At 68.8% G+C, this 21205-nt stretch carries 21 protein-coding genes and 1 tRNA gene; 6 read left to right on the forward strand and 16 right to left on the reverse strand.

Annotated elements, in window-relative coordinates; translation table 11 throughout:
* Nucleotides 1-44: 44 nt before the first annotated feature.
* The 6 genes from E0H45_RS16935 to E0H45_RS16960 are packed head-to-tail and all read right to left on the reverse strand — an operon-like array spanning nt 45 to nt 5678.
* Entirely contained in the window at nt 45-356 is a 312-nt protein-coding gene (locus tag E0H45_RS16935) for a hypothetical protein (RefSeq protein WP_131338332.1), read from the reverse strand.
* Nucleotides 346-4344, reverse strand: coding sequence for a toxin glutamine deamidase domain-containing protein (locus E0H45_RS16940; RefSeq protein ID WP_131338334.1), 3999 nt, complete (start codon nt 4342-4344; stop codon nt 346-348). The genes E0H45_RS16935 and E0H45_RS16940 overlap by 11 nt, the downstream gene beginning before the upstream one ends.
* The gene (locus tag E0H45_RS16945) at nt 4341-4625 is read right to left on the reverse strand and encodes a hypothetical protein (protein ID WP_131338335.1); all 285 of its coding nucleotides are present in this window, start codon (nt 4623-4625) and stop codon (nt 4341-4343) included. Before E0H45_RS16945 ends, E0H45_RS16940 begins: the two co-directional genes overlap by 4 nt.
* A complete protein-coding gene (locus E0H45_RS16950) occupies nt 4622-4996 on the reverse strand; it encodes a DUF6507 family protein (RefSeq protein WP_131338337.1) in 375 nt (124 codons plus the stop codon). The genes E0H45_RS16945 and E0H45_RS16950 overlap by 4 nt, the downstream gene beginning before the upstream one ends.
* Nucleotides 4997-5019: 23 nt before the next feature.
* Nucleotides 5020-5325 (reverse strand): hypothetical protein, encoded by a 306-nt coding sequence (locus tag E0H45_RS16955; protein ID WP_131338339.1) that lies wholly within the window; start codon nt 5323-5325, stop codon nt 5020-5022.
* A 14-nt stretch (nt 5326-5339) separates the two neighbouring features.
* On the reverse strand, nt 5340-5678 hold the full coding sequence (locus E0H45_RS16960) for a hypothetical protein (RefSeq protein ID WP_238155055.1): 339 nt from the start codon (nt 5676-5678) through the stop codon (nt 5340-5342).
* 164 nt (nt 5679-5842) lie between these two features.
* Between E0H45_RS16960 and E0H45_RS16965 the strand changes: the two genes are divergently transcribed.
* Complete coding sequence (locus E0H45_RS16965; protein ID WP_131338341.1) at nt 5843-6739, forward strand: hypothetical protein; 897 nt, start codon at nt 5843-5845, stop codon at nt 6737-6739.
* A gap of 8 nt (nt 6740-6747) precedes the next feature.
* Here E0H45_RS16965 and uvrA read toward each other — a convergent pair whose 3' ends face one another.
* Complete coding sequence (uvrA, locus tag E0H45_RS16970; RefSeq protein ID WP_131338342.1) at nt 6748-9783, reverse strand: excinuclease ABC subunit UvrA; 3036 nt, start codon at nt 9781-9783, stop codon at nt 6748-6750.
* A gap of 203 nt (nt 9784-9986) precedes the next feature.
* On the opposite strand from uvrA, the gene E0H45_RS16975 reads away from it, so the two are divergent.
* Complete coding sequence (locus E0H45_RS16975; RefSeq protein WP_131338344.1) at nt 9987-10646, forward strand: MBL fold metallo-hydrolase; 660 nt, start codon at nt 9987-9989, stop codon at nt 10644-10646.
* A complete protein-coding gene (locus tag E0H45_RS16980) occupies nt 10640-10912 on the forward strand; it encodes a hypothetical protein (RefSeq protein ID WP_131338346.1) in 273 nt (90 codons plus the stop codon). Before E0H45_RS16975 ends, E0H45_RS16980 begins: the two co-directional genes overlap by 7 nt.
* Here the strand turns inward: E0H45_RS16980 and E0H45_RS16985 are convergent.
* On the reverse strand, nt 10904-11545 hold the full coding sequence (locus E0H45_RS16985; protein WP_238155056.1) for a tetratricopeptide repeat protein: 642 nt from the start codon (nt 11543-11545) through the stop codon (nt 10904-10906). The genes E0H45_RS16980 and E0H45_RS16985 overlap by 9 nt on opposite strands.
* Before the next feature lie 23 nt (nt 11546-11568).
* Between E0H45_RS16985 and E0H45_RS16990 the strand changes: the two genes are divergently transcribed.
* Nucleotides 11569-12102, forward strand: coding sequence for a GNAT family N-acetyltransferase (locus tag E0H45_RS16990; protein ID WP_131338351.1), 534 nt, complete (start codon nt 11569-11571; stop codon nt 12100-12102).
* On the opposite strand, the gene E0H45_RS16995 is transcribed toward E0H45_RS16990, so the two are convergent.
* Entirely contained in the window at nt 12092-13033 is a 942-nt protein-coding gene (locus E0H45_RS16995) for a S1C family serine protease (protein WP_131338353.1), read from the reverse strand. The two genes, E0H45_RS16990 and E0H45_RS16995, sit on opposite strands and share 11 nt — an antisense overlap.
* Before the next feature lie 111 nt (nt 13034-13144).
* Here E0H45_RS16995 and E0H45_RS17000 point away from each other — a divergent pair, with 111 nt between their 5' ends.
* Together E0H45_RS17000 and E0H45_RS17005 are read left to right on the forward strand one after the other, a co-directional pair.
* Nucleotides 13145-13693, forward strand: coding sequence for a TetR/AcrR family transcriptional regulator (locus E0H45_RS17000; protein ID WP_131338355.1), 549 nt, complete (start codon nt 13145-13147; stop codon nt 13691-13693).
* Between the two features lie 81 nt (nt 13694-13774).
* The gene (locus tag E0H45_RS17005; RefSeq protein WP_131338357.1) at nt 13775-15949 is read left to right on the forward strand and encodes an MMPL family transporter; all 2175 of its coding nucleotides are present in this window, start codon (nt 13775-13777) and stop codon (nt 15947-15949) included.
* Here the strand turns inward: E0H45_RS17005 and E0H45_RS17010 are convergent.
* From E0H45_RS17010 to aroH, 7 genes are all read right to left on the reverse strand, one after another.
* Nucleotides 15857-16753 carry a group I intron-associated PD-(D/E)XK endonuclease gene (locus tag E0H45_RS17010; RefSeq protein WP_131338359.1) on the reverse strand — a complete coding sequence of 299 codons (897 nt, stop codon included), beginning with the start codon at nt 16751-16753 and terminating at the stop codon, nt 15857-15859. The two genes, E0H45_RS17005 and E0H45_RS17010, sit on opposite strands and share 93 nt — an antisense overlap.
* Nucleotides 16754-16802: 49 nt before the next feature.
* Nucleotides 16803-16876, reverse strand: a tRNA-Pro gene (locus E0H45_RS17015).
* A 70-nt stretch (nt 16877-16946) separates the two neighbouring features.
* A complete protein-coding gene (gene der / locus E0H45_RS17020) occupies nt 16947-18314 on the reverse strand; it encodes a ribosome biogenesis GTPase Der (RefSeq protein WP_131338361.1) in 1368 nt (455 codons plus the stop codon).
* Complete coding sequence (locus tag E0H45_RS17025; RefSeq protein ID WP_131338363.1) at nt 18307-19035, reverse strand: lysophospholipid acyltransferase family protein; 729 nt, start codon at nt 19033-19035, stop codon at nt 18307-18309. The genes der and E0H45_RS17025 overlap by 8 nt, the downstream gene beginning before the upstream one ends.
* Nucleotides 19032-19712, reverse strand: coding sequence for a (d)CMP kinase (gene cmk / locus E0H45_RS17030; RefSeq protein WP_131338364.1), 681 nt, complete (start codon nt 19710-19712; stop codon nt 19032-19034). The genes E0H45_RS17025 and cmk overlap by 4 nt, the downstream gene beginning before the upstream one ends.
* A 31-nt stretch (nt 19713-19743) precedes the next feature.
* Nucleotides 19744-20808, reverse strand: a complete 1065-nt coding sequence (locus E0H45_RS17035) for a prephenate dehydrogenase (protein WP_131338366.1) — start codon at nt 20806-20808, stop codon at nt 19744-19746.
* A gap of 10 nt (nt 20809-20818) precedes the next feature.
* A complete protein-coding gene (gene aroH, locus E0H45_RS17040; protein ID WP_130385491.1) occupies nt 20819-21187 on the reverse strand; it encodes a chorismate mutase in 369 nt (122 codons plus the stop codon).
* Nucleotides 21188-21205: the final 18 nt, after the last annotated feature.

Genomic DNA, 21205 nt, shown 5'->3' on the forward strand with positions numbered 1-21205 from the left:
AGCAGGAGTCCGCCGCGCAGGGCGGTGCACGATCCGGCTTGCCACTAGGGGTTCCTCCGCCGACCGGTGCCCCGCACCGTGGGGGACTTCGGCGAGAGACTGACCGGTCCGGACGGTGTCGGTGTCGGTGCCGGCCGGTTCTGCTGCTCCTCCTCGGCCATCGACGACTTGAAGTAGGACACCCCGGCACAACCCGCGCAGGCGAGCGCGCCGATGAGCACACTCGCGAAGACCTTGCCGGTCTGCTCGTTGAGTGTGTTCTTCGTCCGCTCGGCGCCGAACAGCCAGGCCTCCCGCAGCCGCCGGCGCCGCACGGCCACCGACTCGATGACCTGCGTCCCGTAGTTACCTGACACTGCCGCTCCCCTGGTCCGGTCCGTCCGTGACATCTACCGGCCCGCTGTGGTCACGGACGCGCACATGCCAAATCCGGTCCGCTTCGTCGAAGTACTTCTCGTACGGATAGAACTCGGTGTGCGGCGGGTGGATCACTTCGTCGATGCGGCCCGGGCGGTCCAGGAACGACATGTCCTTGCCGTGCTGCGCATCGATGTGCACCACGACCCGGCCGGCCGAGTACTTGCTGCCACTGAACTCTTCGGCATCAGCCTCACTCTTCGCCGAGTGCTGGAACGCGGGTTCCCGCACCGAACCACCGGGTTCGTACCGGCTCAGGAACGCCTCGCGGTCCGCCGCCGTGTCGAAGGTGATGCCGCGGTGGATCTCGCCCTGGTAGTCGGGCAGCTTGTTCATCGCCGACGTCGCGACCCGGACGAGCGGCTTCTGCTCGACAGTCGAATCGCCGGAACGGAAGCGCTGGTTGATGTCCTGGTGGTCTATCCCCAGCATCTTCTCCATCGCCGTGAGATCGGCGTCCGACAGCTCGTCGATCACGTCTCCGAGCTGCCGCCGACCGCCCTCGCGATGCTGGGACATCCGCGGGTTCTCGCTCTTCAACGTCGCGTTGAACGCCTCCTCCTCCCGGGGCGACGCCCGGAACGAGCGGTCGGCCAACTCCGACGACGGCCACTCGGGAGCAGCCGGACGGCGGACCGGCTCAGCTCGGCCGTGGACCGGCTCAGCGTGCGGTGACGGTGACGGCGTCGGCGTCGGCGTCGGCGTCGGGTCCGGCGTCGGGTCGGGTGACGGCGTCCGGTGCGGCTGAGCCGACGGCGCATCGGGGACCACCGGGCGTGGATCCGGCGATGCCGTCTCCGGGGGTCGGGCGGACGGCGGGACCAGCTCTGTCAGGTCGTCCCATTCGCTGCGACCGGCGTCTTCCGCGTCCGGCGTACGCGACTCCGGGGTGTTCGGATCGTGCGGGTCCGGCACGTGGGGCTGGTCGCCGAGAGGGGTCTGCGGACGCAGGAACTGCAACTGCGAACCCGGCAGCATGTCCGGACTCCTCGGGACGCCCTCCCACCGTCCGCCCGGCTCCCGGATCGCGAACTGCATGGAGTTGATGTCGATCGGGTCCCCGGAACGCAGGTCCCGGTACGGATTGTTCGGGCGCGGATCCGTACTGCCGTCCGGGAACGCGTCAACGAGCCTGCCGCCAGGGGGCTGCGTGTCGAGGAACTTGACCTTGCCCCGCTCGTCGACGAACGCGTTGAAGACGTGGCCTCCGCCCGGAACGCGCGGATTACCGGACTCCCAGGTCACGAAGACATTCGCGTGGGTGCCTGGCTTCCTGCCGGCCAATGCGTCGCACAGCGTCCGGTAGGCGCCATCGGTGAACTCGGCCGGAGTGCGCGCTCCGTTCGGCGCCGCCAGCTTGTGCTCCGGCTTGAAGTCCGCCAGATCCATCCACTCGAGCGAGCCTTCCGGGTTCTCGCCGGCCTTGAACGTGTTCCCGGCAGCGAGCCGCGGGCGGCCACCGTTCAGGATGTCGGCGGCGTTGCGCCCCGTCTCCGGGCAGTTCATCAGGTAATGCCTGCTCTTCCCGGCGTCCGGGTTGACCAGGCCCTTCCAGGCATTCACGTTGCGCAAGGGCGCATTCCCGACCGCCTCGGTCAAGGCACCCCAGCGCGGATCGCGCACGTCCGGCGGGAGGTGCGAAAACGGGTCGACTTCCGGTCGGGGCTTGCCTGGTTCCGGACGCAGGTACTCCGGTTTCACCTTGTCCAACTCGACCTGCCGACGCAGCGGGTTGTCCCACTTCGGGTCGTTCGCAGCGTCGTACGGCGTGTGCCGCGGCGCCGCCGGCCGCGGCGGCCCGAACGGATGCTGCTGCACCGGCCCGAACGGCCGCACCGGCTCCTGGTACGGCGTCCTCGTGGATCCGGCCGGGTTGTTCTGGGTCCGGTGCGGCGCATCAACATGCCCCGGCACAACCGGTTCCCCGGTCCGCCCAGCCGGCACCTCACCCCCATACCCACCACCTGCCTTCCCCTCGGTCGTGCGCGTGGACTCGGGTGTGCGCGTGGACTCGGGTGTGCGCGTGGACTCGGGTGTACGCGTGGACTCCGGCGTGCGGGTCGACTCAGGTGTACGGGTCGACTCAGGTGTGCGCGTGGACTCAGGCGTCCGCGTCGACTCAGGCGTCCGGGGTCGGGCAGGTTCGGGCGTGCGCGTGGACTCGGGCGTACGCGTCGACTCCGGCGTCCGGGTGGACTCCGGCGTACGCGTCGACTCCGGCGTCCGCGTCGAGTCGGGCGTGCGCGTGGACTCGGGCGTCCGGGTGGACTCCGGCGTCCGGGTGGACTCCGGCGTCCGCGTCGACTCCGGCGTCCGCGTCGACTCCGGCGTCCGCGTCGACTCCGGCGTCCGCGTCGACTCCGGCGTCCGCGTCGACTCCGGCGTCCGCGTCGACTCCGGGGTGTGGGTGGTTGGGGTTGGTGTGCGGGGGTCGGGGATGGTGGTGCGGTCGGCGGGCGTGGTGGTCGGCGGGTCGGTGTGGGTGACCGGGGTCGTCGTACCAGGGTTGCTCGGGGATTCTGCTGTTGACGGGGTGTCGACGTTCGATCTGTCGGTGTTGCTGGGTACGTCGACTCCTTCCGTGTTGGCCGGACGCACCGGCGCGTCCGGACCGGCCGGGGTGTGCGTGAAGTCCGAACCATCCGGCGACGGCACCTCGACGTCCACCCGAGGGGTGCCCTCCAGCTTGAATCCGTCGCCGAAGACCGGGATCTTCGACAACCCGTTGACCACGTCGGCGACCGTCGGAATCTTCGTCACCGTGCGGAGAACACCGTCGTGCAGAGCGATCCGCGTGTTCTGAGCGATCTCGGCGACCCTGGAAACCCGTGCCACCGTCGTGCTCATCGCACCGAACCGCCCTGCGATCGCCGCAGTCCTGACAGCACCGGCCGCACCACCGCTCGCCACGACCGACACCACGTTGGCGAGCGTGATCCCGAACGCCTTGCCCGGGTTCTCCTTCCACTCGTCCCAGGCCACGAAGCTCTTGCCGATGCCCTCGGCCAGGTCCAGGCCCGACTCGGTCCACTCCTTCATGTCTTCGGTCCGTTCCACGCCGAAGACGGTCTCCTGGACCCACTCCGAGAACTGGATCGGAGCGGTCGCGACCTGCGCCGCGACGAAGCCCAGCCCGACCCACGCGTTACCCGCGTCCTCCCATTTCGGTATGTCGTAGTTGAGCGTGTCCTTCGCCCACTCCCGCAGTCCGTCGATCTCACCGAGCAACGGCAGCACCGGTACCAGAGTCAGAATGCTCTCGAGCGTCTCGCCGGCGACCGTGAGTACGCCGAGTACGACGTTCCCCGGAAACTCGAGCGTGTCCCGCCACCACGGCTTGTCCAGGTTCTCGGTGGTCCCCCATGGCGGCTCTTCCGATATCTGCTCGTCCTCAGCATCCGGCGGGTCCTCGCCGTCGCGTACGCCGGTCTCCGGATCCCACGTCTTGCCGCCGTGCAGCTTGACGATCTCGTTGGCAGCGGTGAAGCACAGCTCGGGGAGCCGGTCCGTCATGATCACCTCGACCATGCCGACGAGCATGTTCATCTCGTCGACCATGGCCTGATCGCTCTGCCAGTCCGGGTCGGCGTCCTTGCGACCCTGCCAGTCGTAGGCGCTGTCCCGGAGGCTCTCGAGCATCCCCAACCAGCCACGCGCCTCGTCGGCGAGTGTGGTCAGGTGCGTCGCCATCGCCGGCAGGCTCGGACCGAACTCGGTGAGATTGGTCTGGATGTTCACCGTCGAGCTGACCAGCAGCTCGCGCTCCGGAGCCTCGTAGACCTCGTTCAGCCCCTGGAACGTGTTGTGGATGCTGTTGCCCAGATCGCTGAAGTGGCCTCCCAAACCGCTCAGCTCCGCGACGTTCTCGTCGAGCGCCGCGACGACCGCGGCCACTTCCTCGACCGGGATGCCCTCGGGTTTGATCATGCCGGTTCGGTCCTCGCTCGGGCCGCCGCGATCGCAGTGGCAACCGTCTCCTCGCTCGGCGCGAACGAACTGATGCCGTGATCCGCCACCAGGAACATCAGATTGGCGTACCCCGGCGGAACGAACAGTAGGCACTCCTCCACCTGGTACGCCGTCCAGTCCGCCAACTGCTCCGGTGTCGCACCGAGCTCACGCTCCGATGCCTGGGCAGTCAGCCACTCGGCGAGGCGCTCCCTGCCCGCCCGGGCGACCCCGTCCGGTACCGCCGTCTGGCCGGTCATACCGCGGTGTCCCCGCCGTTCGGGTCCGTCACCGTGGACCCGGGAAGCTCGGGGATGTATCCGATGGAGGCCTGGTACTGGGCGTTCATCGCCATCTCTTCGTGCCCGTCCACGTAGGCCTGAAGAGCGTTCTGCAGTCCGGTCAGCGAGGCACCGACCTGCGTCGCCGCCGCGTTCAGGGTCGGCGCCCAGTGTTCGGAGTACTCGCCGACGGCCGTCGCCACCAGTGCGAAGATGTCGTAGTTCAGCCCCTCCATGATCGCCGCCAGGCTCTCGCCGTAATCCGTCGCGAGCTTGTTGAACGGCGCCGCCGCATTTGCCGTGCGCATGAGGACCAGGCCCGAGCCCTCGAGGTCGATGTTCCAATCCACTGCTGCTCCTCAGGTCTGCCGGTTCAGCCGCTGATGCCGTCGACGGCGGCCGACGCCTTCCGCAGCGTCGCGGCCGCGGTGGCGTCGTTCTGCACCAGCGTCTCCTTCAGCGAGGCGATGATCGCCAGGGTCGCGTCGGCCGCGGTGTTGAACTTGTCCTCGACGGCGCGGTAGCTCTCGGTCACGCCACTCGCCGAAGCGTCCGACAGCGCGCCCTCGACGTTCTGGCGGTGAGCTTCGATCAGGCCGGAGATCCGCCCGGAGAGGTTGTTGATGGTCGTTTGAACCTCGCTGGAGGCAGCGGTGTCGTAGCTGTTGCGGTTCGCCATCGTCGGATCCTCTCTCAGCGCTTTCCGAACCTGGCGCCGGTGAAGTCGGCGGCGCCCTGGTTCTTCTTGGCGGTGTCAGCCATCTCGGTGTCACCGGTGCGGAAGGCGGCATCCATGCCGGCCTGGCCCTCGGTGATCGCCGCGAGTCCTGCGTTCAGGTCGGCCGCGATGCTGTCGACATTGGATTTGAAGGAGTCGAACGTCGCCTTGCCGGAGCCGTTCATCTTTCCTTCCAGCGGTTCCGCCGCCGCGACCAGTTGCTTGACGAGCCCACCCAGGTCTTCGGTTCCCGTCGAGGTCTTCTTCACCAACTGGCCCAGGGTGTCCTGGCCCATGTCCCATCGTCCGGTCACGTTCTCTCCTTCGCACGGCGACGCTTCGACCCCGAGTTCACCAGGCCGTGCTTTCCATCCGCTTACTGTTCGCTTTCTGGTCCGTGCGGTGCGGGCCACCAGGGGCTGCTGGTCCGCGTCGACCCCGCACGCGGCACACTTTGGAGGGTGGGAGAGGCCTGGAGATGACTGGTACGACGAATGATTCGACGGTTCTGAAGGCGATCGCGGACCTGGCGCCGATGTGGATGCCCGGGTGCGTCGTCGACACCGCCGAACGTACGGTCGAGGTCGGCTGGGGCCGCGGCTCGCTGCAGATGTCGGCCGTGGTCGGTCTCGGCGAGATCATCGAACGGTGCCGTCAGCTCCCCCAGCAACTGTGGGCCGAGCAGATCGAGGCGTGGCTGCGCGCGGTCGTCGCGGAGGGCGAGCTGGCCACGGAGGAACATCGGTTCGGCGACGTCGCGGTCCGCCAGCGCGCGATGCTGCTGCAGCGCGGCTGGTCGGCGCGAACCTCCGGTCCGGTGGCGGACGCGTTGATCCCGTTCGGTGACCATTTCGAGGTCGTGGTGTTCGTCGGCACCGGTGCGGACTTCCGCCGGCTGACCGTCGTACGGCGCTCCATGCTGGGGCTCGGCGATCCCGACGTACCGTCGCCGGTGCAGTTGACGCTGGAGCACATCTCGGACCTGCGGCCGGTCGAGCACGACGGCTTCTCGGTGCTCGCCAGGGACGACGATCCGCTCGTGTCGATGGCGATCGTGGACCGCGAGAAGTTGTTGCCCCAGGCCTCCATCGGTCTGGGCGTGCTGGTCGGCGTGCCGAGGTTGAGCACTGTCGCGTTCTGCGCCGCCGATGCGGGGCAGCAGGCCGCGGACCGGTTGGCGCAGTACGTCGCCGACACCTATCGCGATGCGCCGGACCAGTGCAGCCCCGACCTGTACTGGTTGCAGGGCGACCGCATGGTTCAGGTGCCGGTCACGCTCGCGAAGCCGCCGGCAGTCATGTTGCCGGCGGCGTTGCTGCCGTCACCGCGTCGCACCTGGGTCCGGCACCTCTGGCAGCAACTCTTCCGCCGCTGAGTCGCCGGTCAGCCGGCGACGCGCTTCCTGGCGGTCGTCTTCTTCGCGGGCGCAACCTTCTGCGCAGTCTTCTTGGCCGTCGTCGTCTTGGCCGCTGTCTTCTTCGCGGCAGCGGTCTTCTTGACGGCCGCCTTCTTCGCCGGTGCCGACTTCACGGGTGCTGACTTCGCGGCGGCCTTCTTGGCGCTCGGCTTGGCGGCGCGGCCGGCAAGGATCTCGGCGAGGAACTGGCCGGTGTACGACGCGGGGTTGGCCGCGACCTCCTCCGGCGTACCTTCGGCAACCAGGGTGCCGCCCCGACGCCCGCCGTCGGGACCGAGGTCGATCAGCCAGTCAGCCGTCTTGATGACGTCGAGGTTGTGCTCGATGACCAGCACCGAGTTGCCCTTGTCCACCAGGCCGTTGAGGACGCCGAGCAGCTTGCGGATGTCCTCGAAGTGCAGACCGGTCGTCGGCTCGTCCAGCACGTACACCGTGCGCCCCGTCGACCGCCGCTGCAGCTCGGACGCCAGCTTGACGCGCTGCGCCTCACCGCCGGACAGCGTCGGCGCCGGCTGCCCGAGCCGGACGTACCCGAGGCCGACCTCGACCAGTGTCTTCAGGTGCCGCGAGATCGCCGGGATCGCCGCGAAGAACTCGGCCGCCTCCTCGATCGGCATGTCCAGCACATCCGCGACGGTCTTGCTCTTGTAGTGCACCTCGAGCGTCTCGCGGTTGTACCGGGCGCCGTGGCACACCTCGCACGGCACGTACACGTCCGGCAGGAAGTTCATCTCGATCTTCAGCGTGCCGTCACCCGAGCAGGCCTCGCAGCGGCCGCCCTTGACGTTGAACGAGAAACGGCCCTGCTGGTATCCGCGGACCTTCGCCTCGGGCGTGTCCGCGAACAGCTTGCGGATGTGGTCCCACACGCCGGTGTACGTCGCCGGGTTGGATCGCGGCGTCCGGCCGATCGGCGACTGGTCGACGTGGATGACCTTGTCGACGAGCTCCATCCCGGAGATCTTCGTGTGCCGCCCGGGCACCGCGCGGGCGCCGTAGATCTGCCGCGCCAGCGACGTGTAGAGGATGTCGTTCACCAGCGTCGACTTGCCCGAGCCGGACACTCCGGTGACCGCGACGAACACCCCGAGCGGGATGGTGACGTCGAGATCCTTCAGGTTGTTCTGGCGGGCGCCGTACACGGTCAGTTCGCGGCCCTCGGTGAGCGGCCGCCGGACGTCCGGGATCGGGATCTCCCGGCGGCCGGAGATGTAGGCGCCGGTGATCGAGTCCGGGTGGTTGCGCAGGTCCTCGACCGTGCCGGACACGACGACCTGGCCGCCGTGCTCACCGGCGCCCGGGCCGATGTCGACGACCCAGTCCGCGTGGTCGATGGTGTCCTCGTCGTGCTCGACGACGATCAGCGTGTTGCCCAGATCTTTCAGCCGGACGAGCGTCTCGATCAACCGCCGGTTGTCGCGCTGGTGCAGGCCGATCGACGGCTCGTCGAGCACGTACAGCACGCCGACCAGACCCGAGCCGATCTGCGTCGCCAGCCGGATCCGCTGCGCCTCGCCGCCGGACAGCGAACCCGCCGGCCGGCTCAGCGCCAGGTAGTCCAGGCCGACGTCGAGCAGGAACCGCAGCCGCTCGCCGATCTCCTTGACTACGCGCTCCGCGATCTGCTTCTCGCGCGGGCTCAGCTCCATCTGTGACAGGAAGCCGTGCACCTCGTCGATCGACATCGCACTGATCTCCGCGATGTTCTTCCCGCCGAGGGTGACCGCGAGCGAGATCGGCTTCAGCCGCGCGCCGTTGCAGGCCAGGCACGGCACCTCGCGCATGTACTCCTCGAAGCGCTCCCGCCCGGTGTCGCTCGACGCCTCCGCGTGCCGTCGCTCGACGTACGGGATGACGCCTTCGAAGCTCGTGTAGTACGACCGCTCGCGGCCGTAGCGGTTCTGGTACGAGACGTGGACCTGCTTGTCGTGGCCGGTGAGCAGCGCCTTCTTCGCCTTCGCCGGCAGCTCACCGAACGGTGTGCTGGTCTTGAACTTCAGGTCCTTCGCCAGCGCGTCCAGCAGGCGCTCGAAGTACTGCGAGACGTTCTGCCCGGACCACGGCTGGATCGCGCCCTCGTCGAGCGACTTCGACGGGTCCGGAACCAGGAGCTCCGGGTCGACCTCCATCCGGGTCCCGAGACCGACGCACACCGGACAGGCGCCGTACGGCGAGTTGAACGAGAACGACCGCGGCTCGAGCTCGTCGATCGCGAGCGGGTGATCGTTCGGGCAGGCGAGCTTCTCGGAGAACCGGCGCTCGCGGTGCGGGTCGTCCTCCGGGAGGTCGACGAAGTCCAGCACGAGCAGCCCGCTGGCCAGACCGAGCGCGGTCTCGACCGAGTCGGTCAGCCGCTGCTTGGCGGAGCTCTTCACCGCGAGCCGGTCGACGACCACCTCGATGTTGTGCTTCTTCTGCTTGTCGAGCTTCGGTGGGTCGGTGAGCTGGATCGTCTCGCCGTCGACCCGGGCCCGGGACAGGCCTTGACCGGTCAGCTGGCGGAACAGGTCCAGATACTCGCCCTTGCGGCCGCGGACGACCGGTGCGAGCACCTGGAACCGGGTGCCCTCCTCCAGCTCGAGCACGCGGTCGACGATCTGCTGCGGGGTCTGGCGCGCGATCGGCTCGCCGCACTCCGGGCAGTGCGGGCGTCCGGCGCGGGCGAACAGCAGCCGGAGGTAGTCGTACACCTCGGTGATCGTGCCGACGGTGGACCGCGGGTTCCGCGAGGTGGACTTCTGGTCGATCGAGACGGCCGGTGACAGGCCCTCGATGAAGTCGACGTCCGGCTTGTCCATCTGGCCGAGGAACTGCCGTGCGTACGCCGACAGCGACTCGACGTACCGCCGCTGGCCCTCGGCGAAGATCGTGTCGAAGGCCAGGCTGGACTTCCCGGACCCGGAGAGGCCGGTGAAGACGATCATGGCGTCCCGCGGCAGGTCGACCGAGACGTCTTTCAGGTTGTGCTCACGCGCTCCGCGCACGATCAGACGGTCAGACACAAGCTCTACTCTCAGCCGTTCTCGAGGGGTTCCAGGTGGTTCTCCGACTTGCCCGGTCATGCTAACGAGGCCCACCGACAAAAACTTCCGCCGCCGGATCCGGAGGCCGTTTCGAAAGTATATTCGATCGCCGAGGGTGGTCGCTGCGCCGGTGGTCCGGAGGTGCGAGGATCGGCGTGTCACCGAGATCAGGGAGAGGCAACATGCCGGAGTACCACGGGAACGTGAAGGTCGGCGGGGCAGCGCAGACCCACGAGTTGGCCCACTTGATGATCACCAAGGTCGCGGTCGGGCCGATGGACAACAACGCGTACCTGCTGCGCTGCCGGCAGACCGACGAGCAGGTGCTGATCGACGCCGCGAACGAAGCGGACACGCTGCTCCGGCTGATCGGTGACGGCGGCCTCGCGCGGGTGATCACCACGCACCGCCACCAGGACCACTGGGAGGCGCTGGCCGCCGTCGTCGCCCGCACCGGCGCCACCACGGTCGCCGGCCGGTACGACGCCGAGGGCATCCCGGTCCCCACCGACCAGCTCGTCGACGACGGGGACCACATCGCCGTCGGTCAATGCAGCCTCCGCGTCATCCACCTCGTCGGCCACACGCCCGGCTCGATCGCACTGGTGTACGACGACCCCGACGGCGCACCGCACCTGTTCACCGGCGACTCGCTGTTCCCCGGCGGCGTCGGCAACACCCAGGGTGACGCCGAGCGCTTCACCTCGCTCCTGAACGACGTCGAGACCAAACTCTTCGGCGACCTCCCCGACGAGACCTGGGTCTACCCCGGCCACGGCTCCGACACCACCCTCGGCACCGAGCGCCCCAACGTCCCTGTGTGGCGCGAACGCGGATGGTAGTCGGACGCGACCAACGTCGAGAGGCACGCCGGGCGCGCTTCCAGCAAGAGTTCGGTCGCAACGCGACGGTGGCGCTCGAACTGATAGAACTCACCGAGCTCGCCTGGCACGACTGCTACAACGAGCCGACGTTCTCCGACGAGATCCTCGACGACCTGCTCCTGGTTGCGGGTGGAAGCATCCAGAATCTGGTGCATGGCGCCTGGCTCGCGGTCACCGACTGGCGGGACCTGCGCGTCGCCGCGAACGAGCTCCGATCACCCTGAGATGCGTGAGCGGGCGCCCTCGATCTGGTCGATGATCGGCACCGCGCCGACCGAGGCCGCCAGTTCGGCGGCCTCGTCGGCCAGCCGCCGAGCATCCTCGGGACGGTCCTGGGCGATTGCCAGGTAGACGAGGCCGACGAGGTTTGCTGCGACGCCCGGAGTGAAGTTGAGGGTACGGCGGAGTGCTGTGGACTCCTCCAACAGCTCGCGGGCCTCGACGTAGTCGCCCGCCATGTGGGCGGCGATGCCCAGGTGGCGGAGGGCGTAGGACAGGGTGAGTTGGTCGCCGGTCTTGCGGGACAGGTCGGCGGCGTTGGTAAGAAAGGGGACGGCCGTCGGGTTGTCGTCGCGGACGACCTGGTGGAAGCAGCCGATCCAGAACTGGGCCTCGGCCTCGCCGCGCTCGTCGCCGACGCCGCGGAACAGGTCCGCCGCGCGCTCGAAGTACGCCAGCTCGTCCGGCGGCTCGACGCGCGACTCGAGGAAGCGGCAGTGCAGGATCCGCCCACGTTGCAGGAGCAGCCGCGCCTCGACCGCGTCCAGCGCGCGGTCCGCGTCGGGCAGACCGTCGTACTCGCCGTTGAAGACCGCCCGCTCGTACAGTTCGTCGACCTGCCGCATGAGTTCGTCCACGCGGCCGATCCTAGGATGCCTGCATGACCGGCTTCGCGGAATATCAGCCCGGGGCCGCCCGGCAAGCAGTCGACGTCCTGGTGCGCCCGGCCGTGGACGCGGATCTCACGACCTGCGCCGAGCTGATCGTGACGCGGACCGGCGGCCCGGTCGACGAGCGGCGGAGCCGCCTGGAGGCGGATCTCCAGAACCCCGATCGCTACACGGCGGTCGCCGAGATCAACGGTGAAGTCGTCGGGTACGGCGCGGTGATCCGGCACCAGGCCTCCCCCGCCGACCCGCCCACGACGGCTCCGGACGGGTACTACCTGATCGGGCTGATCGTCTCGAGCGAGTGGCGCCGCCACGGCATCGGCGACCTACTCACGCAGGACCGGATGCGCTGGACCACCGAGCGCGCCGACGAGATCTACACCTTCGTCAATCTCGCCAACGGCGCCATTCTCGATCTCACCCGGCGCTTCGGGTTCAGCGAGGTCACCCGCGACTTCACCTTCCCGAACGCGCCTCTGAAACCCGGCACCTGCGTCCTGCTGCACGCCGGGCTCAATCGCTGAGTTCGGCCGGATACGCGATCACGTCGACGAGCGCGTTGTTCCGGATCGCGGTGAGCTCGGTACGGCGGGCGATCGCGTCCTCGAACAACTGACGCTGCAACGACTGGGCATCTCGAAGCTGTACGCCGTTCACGGCCAGGACGAGGTCGCCCTGCCGTAGACCGGCTGCCGCCGCGGGGCTGGCCGGGATGACCTCGACGACCCGGAGCGCCGTGCGCTGGTCGAAGCGTTGCGCGAGAGCCGGCTGCAGTGGCGCGGGCTTGGTGACCAGCCCGAGGTACCCGCGCCGCACGCGACCGTCGTGCAGCAGCGAGAAGATGATCCGCCGCGTGGTCGGATTGACCGGGACGGCCAGGCCCAGCCCGATCCCGGCCACCGCGGTGTTGATCCCGATCACCCGCCCGTTGCCGTCGGCAAGCGCTCCGCCGGAGTTGCCCGGGTTCAGCGCGGCGTCGGTCTGGATCACGTCCTCGATGATGCGCTGAGCTGAGCCACTCTGGACCGGCAGGGATCGCCCAAGAGCACTGACCACGCCGGCGGTCACGCTCCCGGCCAGGCCGAGCGGATTGCCGACGGCAACCACCAGGTTCCCGACCTTCAGCAGGTCCGCGTCGCCGTACTCCGGCGGATCAGGGATCTCCCGGTCGGCCCGCAGTACGGCGAGATCGGACAGCCGGTCCACTCCGACCACCCGGGCCTGCGCCGTCGTACCGTCCGCGAACTCGGCCGACGCCTCGACGCCGTCGCCGACCACATGCGCGTTCGTGAGCAGATGGCCGTCGCCGGTCAGGACCACGGCGGAACCGGACGAGTCGCCCCGCCGGCTGTGGATCCGCAGGCTCGCGACCCGCGGGATCAGGTGTGCGGCCACGCCCGAGACCACTCGGGAGTAGGCATCAAGGACGTCGTCCCCGGCAATCTCGTCAGCCATAGCTCTCGCCTCCTGAATTACATCATTACACCGAAGACAACCGCGTGAAGCGGACCACAAAACTGACCGATCGGTTGAAAACTGGCCGATCGGTCAGTCATGATGCATGACATGGCAGTTACCACCCCGGCGCGGGAGCGGACCAGGCGCGAGATCGTGCGTCAGGCGATGGACCTGTTCCAGGCCGGCGGCTACAACGCGACGTCACTGCAGGACATCGCGACCGCGGCCGGCTGCTCCAAGGCGACCGTGCTGTACCACTTCAGCGGCAAGCCCGCCGTACTCGCCGCCGTCCTCGAGCCCGCCGCCGCCGACGTGGCCGCGCTCGTCAAGGCCGCCGCCGAGCTGTCCCGGGCCGACGCACAGGAGCTCGCCATCCAGAGCTTCATCGATCTCGCCGTCGTGCACCGCGGCGTCGTCGACGTGCTCCAGGACATCCTCCCGGTGATCGAGCAGATGCCCGAGGTCGCGCAGCTGGTCTCCGACGGCATGCAGCTGTCCGACTACCTGGCCGGTTCCGACGACCCACTCGAGCGGGACCTGGCGAAGTTCGCCATCAACGGCCTCCTCGGCGAGTGCCGGCACGCGCACGAACGCACCGACGACGACCTCCGAAAGCTCTGCGACATCGCCCTGCGGAGACTCCTCCGCCGCGCCTGAGCACCGAACCCGACTCCCCGCCGCCACGGGGCGATCACTTCTGCCCGTACGCCGTACCGATCTGAACGGACGCTCTTCACGATGGCCAATCTGCTGTACCGGCTCGGCCGGTTCTCCTACCAGCGCAGGCGCCTGGTCGCCGCGCTGTGGGCGCTGTTCCTCGTCGTCCTGGGTGTCGGTGCGCTGACGCTGGGCGGCAAGACCGCGAACACGTTCTCGATCCCGGGCACCGAATCGCAGCGCGCGCTCGACGCGCTCAAGCAGGAGCTGCCGGCCGCCAGCGGCGCGTCCGCCACGGTCGTGGTGAAGGCGCCCGACGGCAAGACGCTCGCCGACCCGACCGTGAAGGCCGCCGTCGGCGCCACCGTCGCCAAGGTCGCGAAGGTGCCCGAGGTGATCGCGGCGATCGACCCGTTCACCAGCAAGGCGATCAGCCCGGACGGTACGACGGGATTGATCAGCGTCCAGTTCGACAAGCCGGCCGACGAGCTGTCACACGAGAGCAGCGACGGGTACGACGGACTGAGCGGACTCAGCTCGGGTGATCTCCAGGTGGTGCCGGGCGGACAGATCAAGGCCGGAGTCCCGGAGATCGGTGCGACCGAGGTGCTCGGTGTCGCGGTCGCGGCCGTCGTACTCGTCGTCACGTTCGGATCGCTCGTGGCGGCCGGCATGACGCTGGTGACGGCGCTCCTCGGCGTACTGGCCGGGATGGCCGGGTTGTTCATCGTGACCGCGTTCACCGACGTGTCGTCGACGGCGCCGATCCTGGCGCTGATGCTCGGGCTCGCGGTGGGGATCGACTACTCGCTGTTCATCAGCTCGCGGCACCGGTCGCAGCTGGGCGAGGGAATGGATCCGGCGGAGTCCGTCGCTCGAGCTACTGCGACGGCCGGGTCGGCGGTGTTGTTCGCCGGCGCGACCGTGGTGATCGCGCTCGCCGGCTTGTCCGTGGTCGGCGTACCGTTCCTGACCGCGATGGGCCTGGCCGCGGCGGCGACCGTGCTGACCGCAGTACTGGTGGCGTTGACGTTGCTGCCGGCGTTACTCGGGTTCGTGGGCAACCGGGTGCTGCCGCGGAAGCTGCGCAAGGCGCCGGCTGCGGCCGCACCTGTCGAAGGCTTCGGCTTCCGTTGGGGTCGGCTGGTCACCCGGTTGCGGGTGCCGATCGTTGCTGTCGGCATCGTCGGGTTGGGCTTGCTGGCGATCCCGGCGAAGGACATGCAGCTCGCGCTGCCGGACGGTGCTTCGGCGGCGGCCGGAAGCAACCAGCGGGTCGCGTACGACCTGACGGCCGCGGCGTTCGGGCCGGGCGCCAACGGGCCGCTCGTGGTTGTTGTGAAGAGCAACGACGCGGCCACGTCCAACGCGCTGGTGCAGCAGGTGCTGGGCAAGGCGCAGGGTCTTCCGGATGTGGTTGCGGCACAGCCGGCCGCGGCGAGTCAGGACGGTACGACGCGGTTGCTGCAGGTGATCCCGAAGAGCGGACCGGCCAGCGAGGAAACCGCTGATCTCGTGAAGAACCTGCGGTCCGCGGTGCAGCCGCTCGCCACCGGCGACGCGAGTATCTCCGTGACCGGGAACACGGCGGTCGGGGTCGATGTGTCGAACAAGTTGTCCGACGCGTTGCCGACGTACCTGTTCGTCGTGATCGGGCTGTCGTTCCTGCTGTTGCTGCTGGCGTTCCGGTCCGTGCTGGTGCCGTTGAAGGCGACGCTCGGGTTCGTGCTGACGATCGGGGCGACGTTCGGGATCACGATCGCGGTGTTCCAGGAAGGGCATCTGGCGAGCCTGGTCGGGATCGACTCCCCCGGCCCGCTGGTGAGCTTCCTGCCGATCATCATGATGGGCATCCTGTTCGGGCTGGCGATGGACTACGAGGTGTTCATCGTGTCCCGGGTGCGGGAGGAGTTCGTGCACGGCCGGCACGCGAACGACGCGACCGTCCAGGGCCTCGGCCACGGCGCCCGCGTCGTCACCGCCGCGGCCCTGATCATGGCGTCGGTCTTCGCCGGCTTCATCCTCGTCGAGGACCCGATCATCAAGGCGATCGGCTTCGGCCTCACCATCGGCGTCCTGATCGACGCCTTCGTGGTCCGCATGACCCTCGTCCCCGCCATCCTCAGCCTCCTCGGCGACCGAGCCTGGTGGTTCCCGAAGTGGCTAGACCGCCTCACTCCCCGGGTAGACATCGAAGGCGAAACCCTGCGGGTCGACGAGACCCCGGATCCCAAGGAACTCGCGAGCGTACGCTGACACCGGACGTGGGGCGTCCATCGCAACAGGCGCCCCACCCAGCAAACTCGACGCATCGCCCACCCGGTACGGCGTGTAGTTCGCAGCCGAGATGCTCGTGCGGCCCGCGAGCACGGCACTCGGTATGACGTAGATGCTGCCGTCACCGAGAACGATGAAGAACAGGTCGATCGAGTCAGGGTCGTAGGGCATCTTCCCCGCTGTCTTGTCGAGCACGTACGGACGCCGACCGATACCGACATGCCAGTAGCCGCGCTTGGTTGGCGCTGCACAGGACTTCACTTGCACGCGCTGGACGCCGTCGGGCGTCGTGACCAGCAGGTCATATTCCTGAGGCTCGATTGGCAGTGCAACGGCACATCCGCGCAAGGTGAACCACGCCATCGCCAGCGCAGCTGCCGAATATCGAAGCATCTCGGGCCGGACCGGCTGGTCGAAGACCTCGATCGGTGCCGGCTGGGCCAGCGGCGACTTCAGATGCGTGCAGTCCAAGCCCAGTCGGACGGCATGACCCTTGATCCGCACCCGCTCTGCTCCGTTGTCGACAATGCCGAGTTCGACGATCACGTCCGCCCAGCAGCTCGCGCTCGCCACGGCCTCGCGGAGCCGCTGATCAGACCAGCGCCGCTGTCCCGTGAAGTGCGACGTGTCCAGCTCGAGGCGCAGTGCGTGCCGCTTGATCGCTGCTGTGGAGGTCTCCTTCAACCCCAGTGCACGAGCGACCGCCCGCCAGGACGGATTGCTCTCGATCGCCTCGGACAGTTGGGCATCGGTCCAGGTCCGTCGGTTCTCGGTGTTCGCCATGAGGACAAACGTAAAGAGGGGCACCGACAAATCGGTGCCCCTCTTTGGGTCGGGCTGCCGAGATTTGAACTCGGGATCTCTTGTCCCCCAGACAAGCGCCTTACCTGACTAGGCCACAGCCCGGAACCCGCTCCTCGAAGCGGACCGGGGTAAACCATACCCCATCCAACCGGGTGGTTCTTACAGGGTTCGGTCAGCGTTTCTTGTTCTTTTGGCGGGCTCGGATCTGGACGTGGACGGGGCTGCCGACGAAGCCGAAGTCCTCGCGGAGACGGCGTTCGATGAAGCGCTGGTACGACGGCTCGATCTGGCCGGAGGTGAAGATGGCGAAGGTCGGGGGCATCGTGGTGGCCTGGGTGCCGAACAGGATCTTCGGCTGCTTGCCCGAGCGGACCGGGTGCGGGTGGGCGGCGACCAGGCGGCCGAGGAACGCGTTCAGCTGCCCGGTGGGGACCCGGGTCTGCCAGCCCTCGAGCGCGGCCTCGATGGCGGGCACCAGTTTGTCCATGTGCCAGCCAGTGAGCGCACTGATGTTCACCCGCGGCGCCCAGCGGAACTGCACCAGGTCGCGGTCGATCTCGCGCTCCAGGTAGTAGCGCCGCTCCTCGTCCATCAGGTCCCACTTGTTGTACGCGATCACGAGCGCCTTGCCGGCTTCCTCGACCGCGTTCATGATCCGGAGGTCCTGCTCCGTCAGCGACTCCGAGGCATCGATGACGACCACGACGACCTCGGCCCGCTCGATCGCGGCGTTGGTCCGTAGCGAGGCGTAGTACTCGTGCCCCTGGACGTTCTTCACCTTGCGCCGGATGCCCGCGGTGTCGATGAACCGCCACTCCTGGCCGCCGAGCGTGATCAGTTCGTCGACCGGGTCCACCGTCGTACCGGCGACGTCGCTCACGACGACCCGGTCCTCCTTGGCGACCTTGTTGAGCAGCGAGGACTTGCCCACGTTCGGCTTGCCGACGATCGCGACCCGGCGCGGTCCGCCCAGCTCGCCGTCGCGCTCCGCCGGTGCCTCCGGAAGGGCCTCGAGTACGGCGTCCAGCAGGTCGCCCGTACCGCGGCCGTGCATGCCGGACACCGGGAACGGCTCACCGATGCCGAGGCTCCACAGGTTCATCGCCTCGGACTCGATGCGCTGGTCGTCGACCTTGTTCGCGGCCAGTACGACGGGTTTGCCGGACTTCCGCAGCACCCGGACGACCGCCTCGTCCGCGTCCGTGATGCCGACCACGGCGTCGACCACGAACAGCACCGCGTCGGCGGCGTTGATCGCGACCTCGGCCTGGGCGGCGACCAGAGCGGCCATGCCGACCGCGTCCGGGTCCCAGCCGCCGGTGTCGACGACCGTGAACTCGCGGCCGGCCCAGTTGGCGTCGTACGACACGCGGTCCCGGGTGACGCCCGGGGTGTCCTCGACGACCGCCTCGCGGCGGCCGATGATGCGGTTGACCAGCGTGGACTTGCCCACGTTCGGCCGCCCGACGATCGCGAGCACCGGCAGCGGGCCGGTGTCCTCCCGGTCGTGCGTCGGTAGTTCGGTGGGCAGGTCAGTCATCGGGGTCCTTCTGGTCTCGCCAGCCCGGAAGCGGGTGGCCGGTTTCGTCGACGGCCGCCTTCACATGGGCGCGCAGCACGTCGCCGATCCGGTCGGCGACCGCCTGTACGTCGGAGTGTCTCCTGGGAAAGGGTACGCGCTCGACGGCGAAAGGCTCGCCGTACACCACGTCGATCCGGCTCCCGGCCGGCGGAAAGCCCTCCACGTCGCCCCCTGGCAGCCGCGTCCCCATCAGCGCGACGGGCAGGATCGGCGCCCCGGTCACCATCGCCAGGTACGCCACTCCGGTCCGGATCCGGCTGAAGTCGCCGGGGCCGCGGGTGCCCTCCGGGTAGATGTTCAGCACCCGGCCGTCGCGCAGTACCTTGATCGACTGCCGGACGGCGAGTACGTCGTACGTCGACCGGTCGACCGGGATCTGACCGGTCCGGCGCAGGATCGCCCCCTGGAGACCGCCGAACACCTCGATCTTGCCGAGCTGGTGCAGCATCCGCGGCGCGATCGCCCCGAGCAGCGGGCCGTCCAGCAGACTCAGGTGGTTCGGCGCCATCAGCAGCGGACCGGTCAGCGGGAACCGGTCCTCGTGGTGCACGGTCAGTTTGTACTTGCGGCGGAAGTACGGCCTCGCCAGCCTTCGCAGCGGAAGCGCGAACCGGTACGGCAGTGCAGGTAGATCGTCAGTCCGGGGCAGGTCCTTGTGCCCGGTGACTTCAGCCGTCATAGCTCCCGGCCTCGAGGGACGGTCTCCTTGGCGAGCCGGCTGATCACGTCGACGACCTCCTCCAGGGTCAGATGGGTGGAGTCGACAGTGACCGCGCCGTCGGAGGCAACCAGGAACTGCGAAACGGTGGCGTCGTCGGCGTCGCGGCGGACGATCTGGTCCCGGAGTTGCTCGGCCGTCACCGAACCGGACTCGAGCTCGGCTGCCCGCCGGGACATCCGGGCGTCCTGGTCGGCGGTCAAGTGGACCTTGAGCTCGGCGTCGGTGGCGACCACGGTGGCGATGTCACGGCCCTCGACCACGATCCCGCCGCTCGACTGCGCGGCGTCGATGACGGCTCGCTGCCGCCGGATCAGCTCCTTGCGGACGTCCAGGTTGGTGGCGATCTTCGACACCACCTCGCTGATCCGCGGCTCCCGGATCGCGGCCGTGACGTCGGTCCCGTCGGCGATCACGAACTGGTTGCTCGGATCGGTGCTGACCTCCAACTCGAGCTCCCGCGCACGCTGCGCGACCGCCGCCGTGTCGTCCAGGTCCAGCCCGCGATCGACGGCCGACCAGGTCACCGCGCGGTACGTCGCACCGGTGTCCAGGTACCGCAGGCCGAGGCGGGTGGCCACTCCACGGGCGGTGCTCGACTTACCGGAGCCGCTCGGCCCGTCCACAGCGATGATCATGCCCCGAAGATTACCTTCGCCCGGGGACAGCTCAGCGGTGGACTACCCACCCTCGCTCGGTCAGTACGTCGACCAACTGGTCCACCGAAGCCGGCTTGACGGCCAGCTCGACCTCACCGGCCGGGCGGCCGGGGCTGTGGTCGATGCGGAGGTCCTCGACGTTGGCGCCGGATTCGGCCGCGTCGGCGAACAAGCGGGCCAGCTGGCCGGGGCGGTCCGGGATCGTGACGAGGACCGTGACCAGGTCGATGTGCGGCGTACCGTGCTTGCCCGGGACGCGGACCGCGCCAGACACGCCCTGGCCGAGGATCGCGGTCAGCTCGTCGCCCGCCTCTTCCTTGCCGAGGGCAACGAGCAACCGGTCGAGCTCGCCGCGGATCTGCTCCAGCAGGCCGGTCAGCGCGGTCGAGTTCGCGGACACGATCTGGGTCCACAACCGCGGGTCGCCGGCCGCGATCCGGGTCACGTCGCGGACGCCCTGACCGGACAGTTCGAGATGGGAGGACGGCGCATCCGCCAACGTGCCCGCGGCGAGCGCCGACATCAGGTGCGGAAGGTGCGACACCCGGGCGACACCGAGGTCGTGGTCCTCCACCGACAGCTCCACCGTCCGCGCGCCACAGGCCTCGGCGAGCCGCCGTACGAGATCGACCGCTTCCGGAGCGCTCGTCGCGTGCGGGGTGATCGCCCAGGTGGCGCCGTCGAAGAGGTCCGCGCGCGCCGCCAGTGGGCCGTTGCGTTCGGAGCCGGCCATCGGGTGACTGCCGACGTACCGGCTGACGTCATCGGTCAGGCTGCGTGCGTCGGCGAGCGGCTTCGACTTCACACTGGCCGCATCGGTGACGATGGCGTTGGTTTGTTGGAGTTGCTCGGCGACCACGGCACCGACATGGTCCGGCGGTACGGCGACCACGACCAGCTGCGGCTCGATGTCGACCACCCGCGAGCCGGCGCCGATCCGCTCGGCCATCAGCGCGTTGTCCGGGTTCCCGTCGACGAGCTCCACGACCACACCGAGCCGCACCAGCGCGAGGCCGATCGACGTACCGATCAGCCCGGTGCCGACGATGCGAACCGGGCCGCGCAACTCGCTCACTGTGCCACCCTCATTGGGCGCCGGTCAGGTCCGGGCGGAGCGCGACCGCTCCGTGCAGGTACACGTGCTGGATCTTGTCCCGCGACCGCGGCGTCTCGGTGTGCACCATCAGCCGCACCACCCGCGGCAGCGCGTGCGGCACCGGGATCTCCTGCATGCACATCAGCGGTACGTCGGTGAGCCCGATCTGCCGGCCCGCGACCGCGGGGAATTCCGAACGCAGGTCCGACGTGACGGTGAACAGGATGCTGATCAGATCCTCGTTCTCCAGATCGTTCGCCTCCAGGACCGCCTTCACCAGCTCCGCGGACCGCTCGAGCAGGTGCTCGCGCTCGTCCACGTCCAGCTGGGTGGCACCCCGGATCGCCCGTACCGCCACGTCCGCCTCCTTAGATCT

Source organism: Kribbella soli, assembly GCF_004331345.1.
In the GTDB taxonomy this organism is placed as follows: Bacteria; Actinomycetota; Actinomycetes; order Propionibacteriales; family Kribbellaceae; genus Kribbella; species Kribbella soli.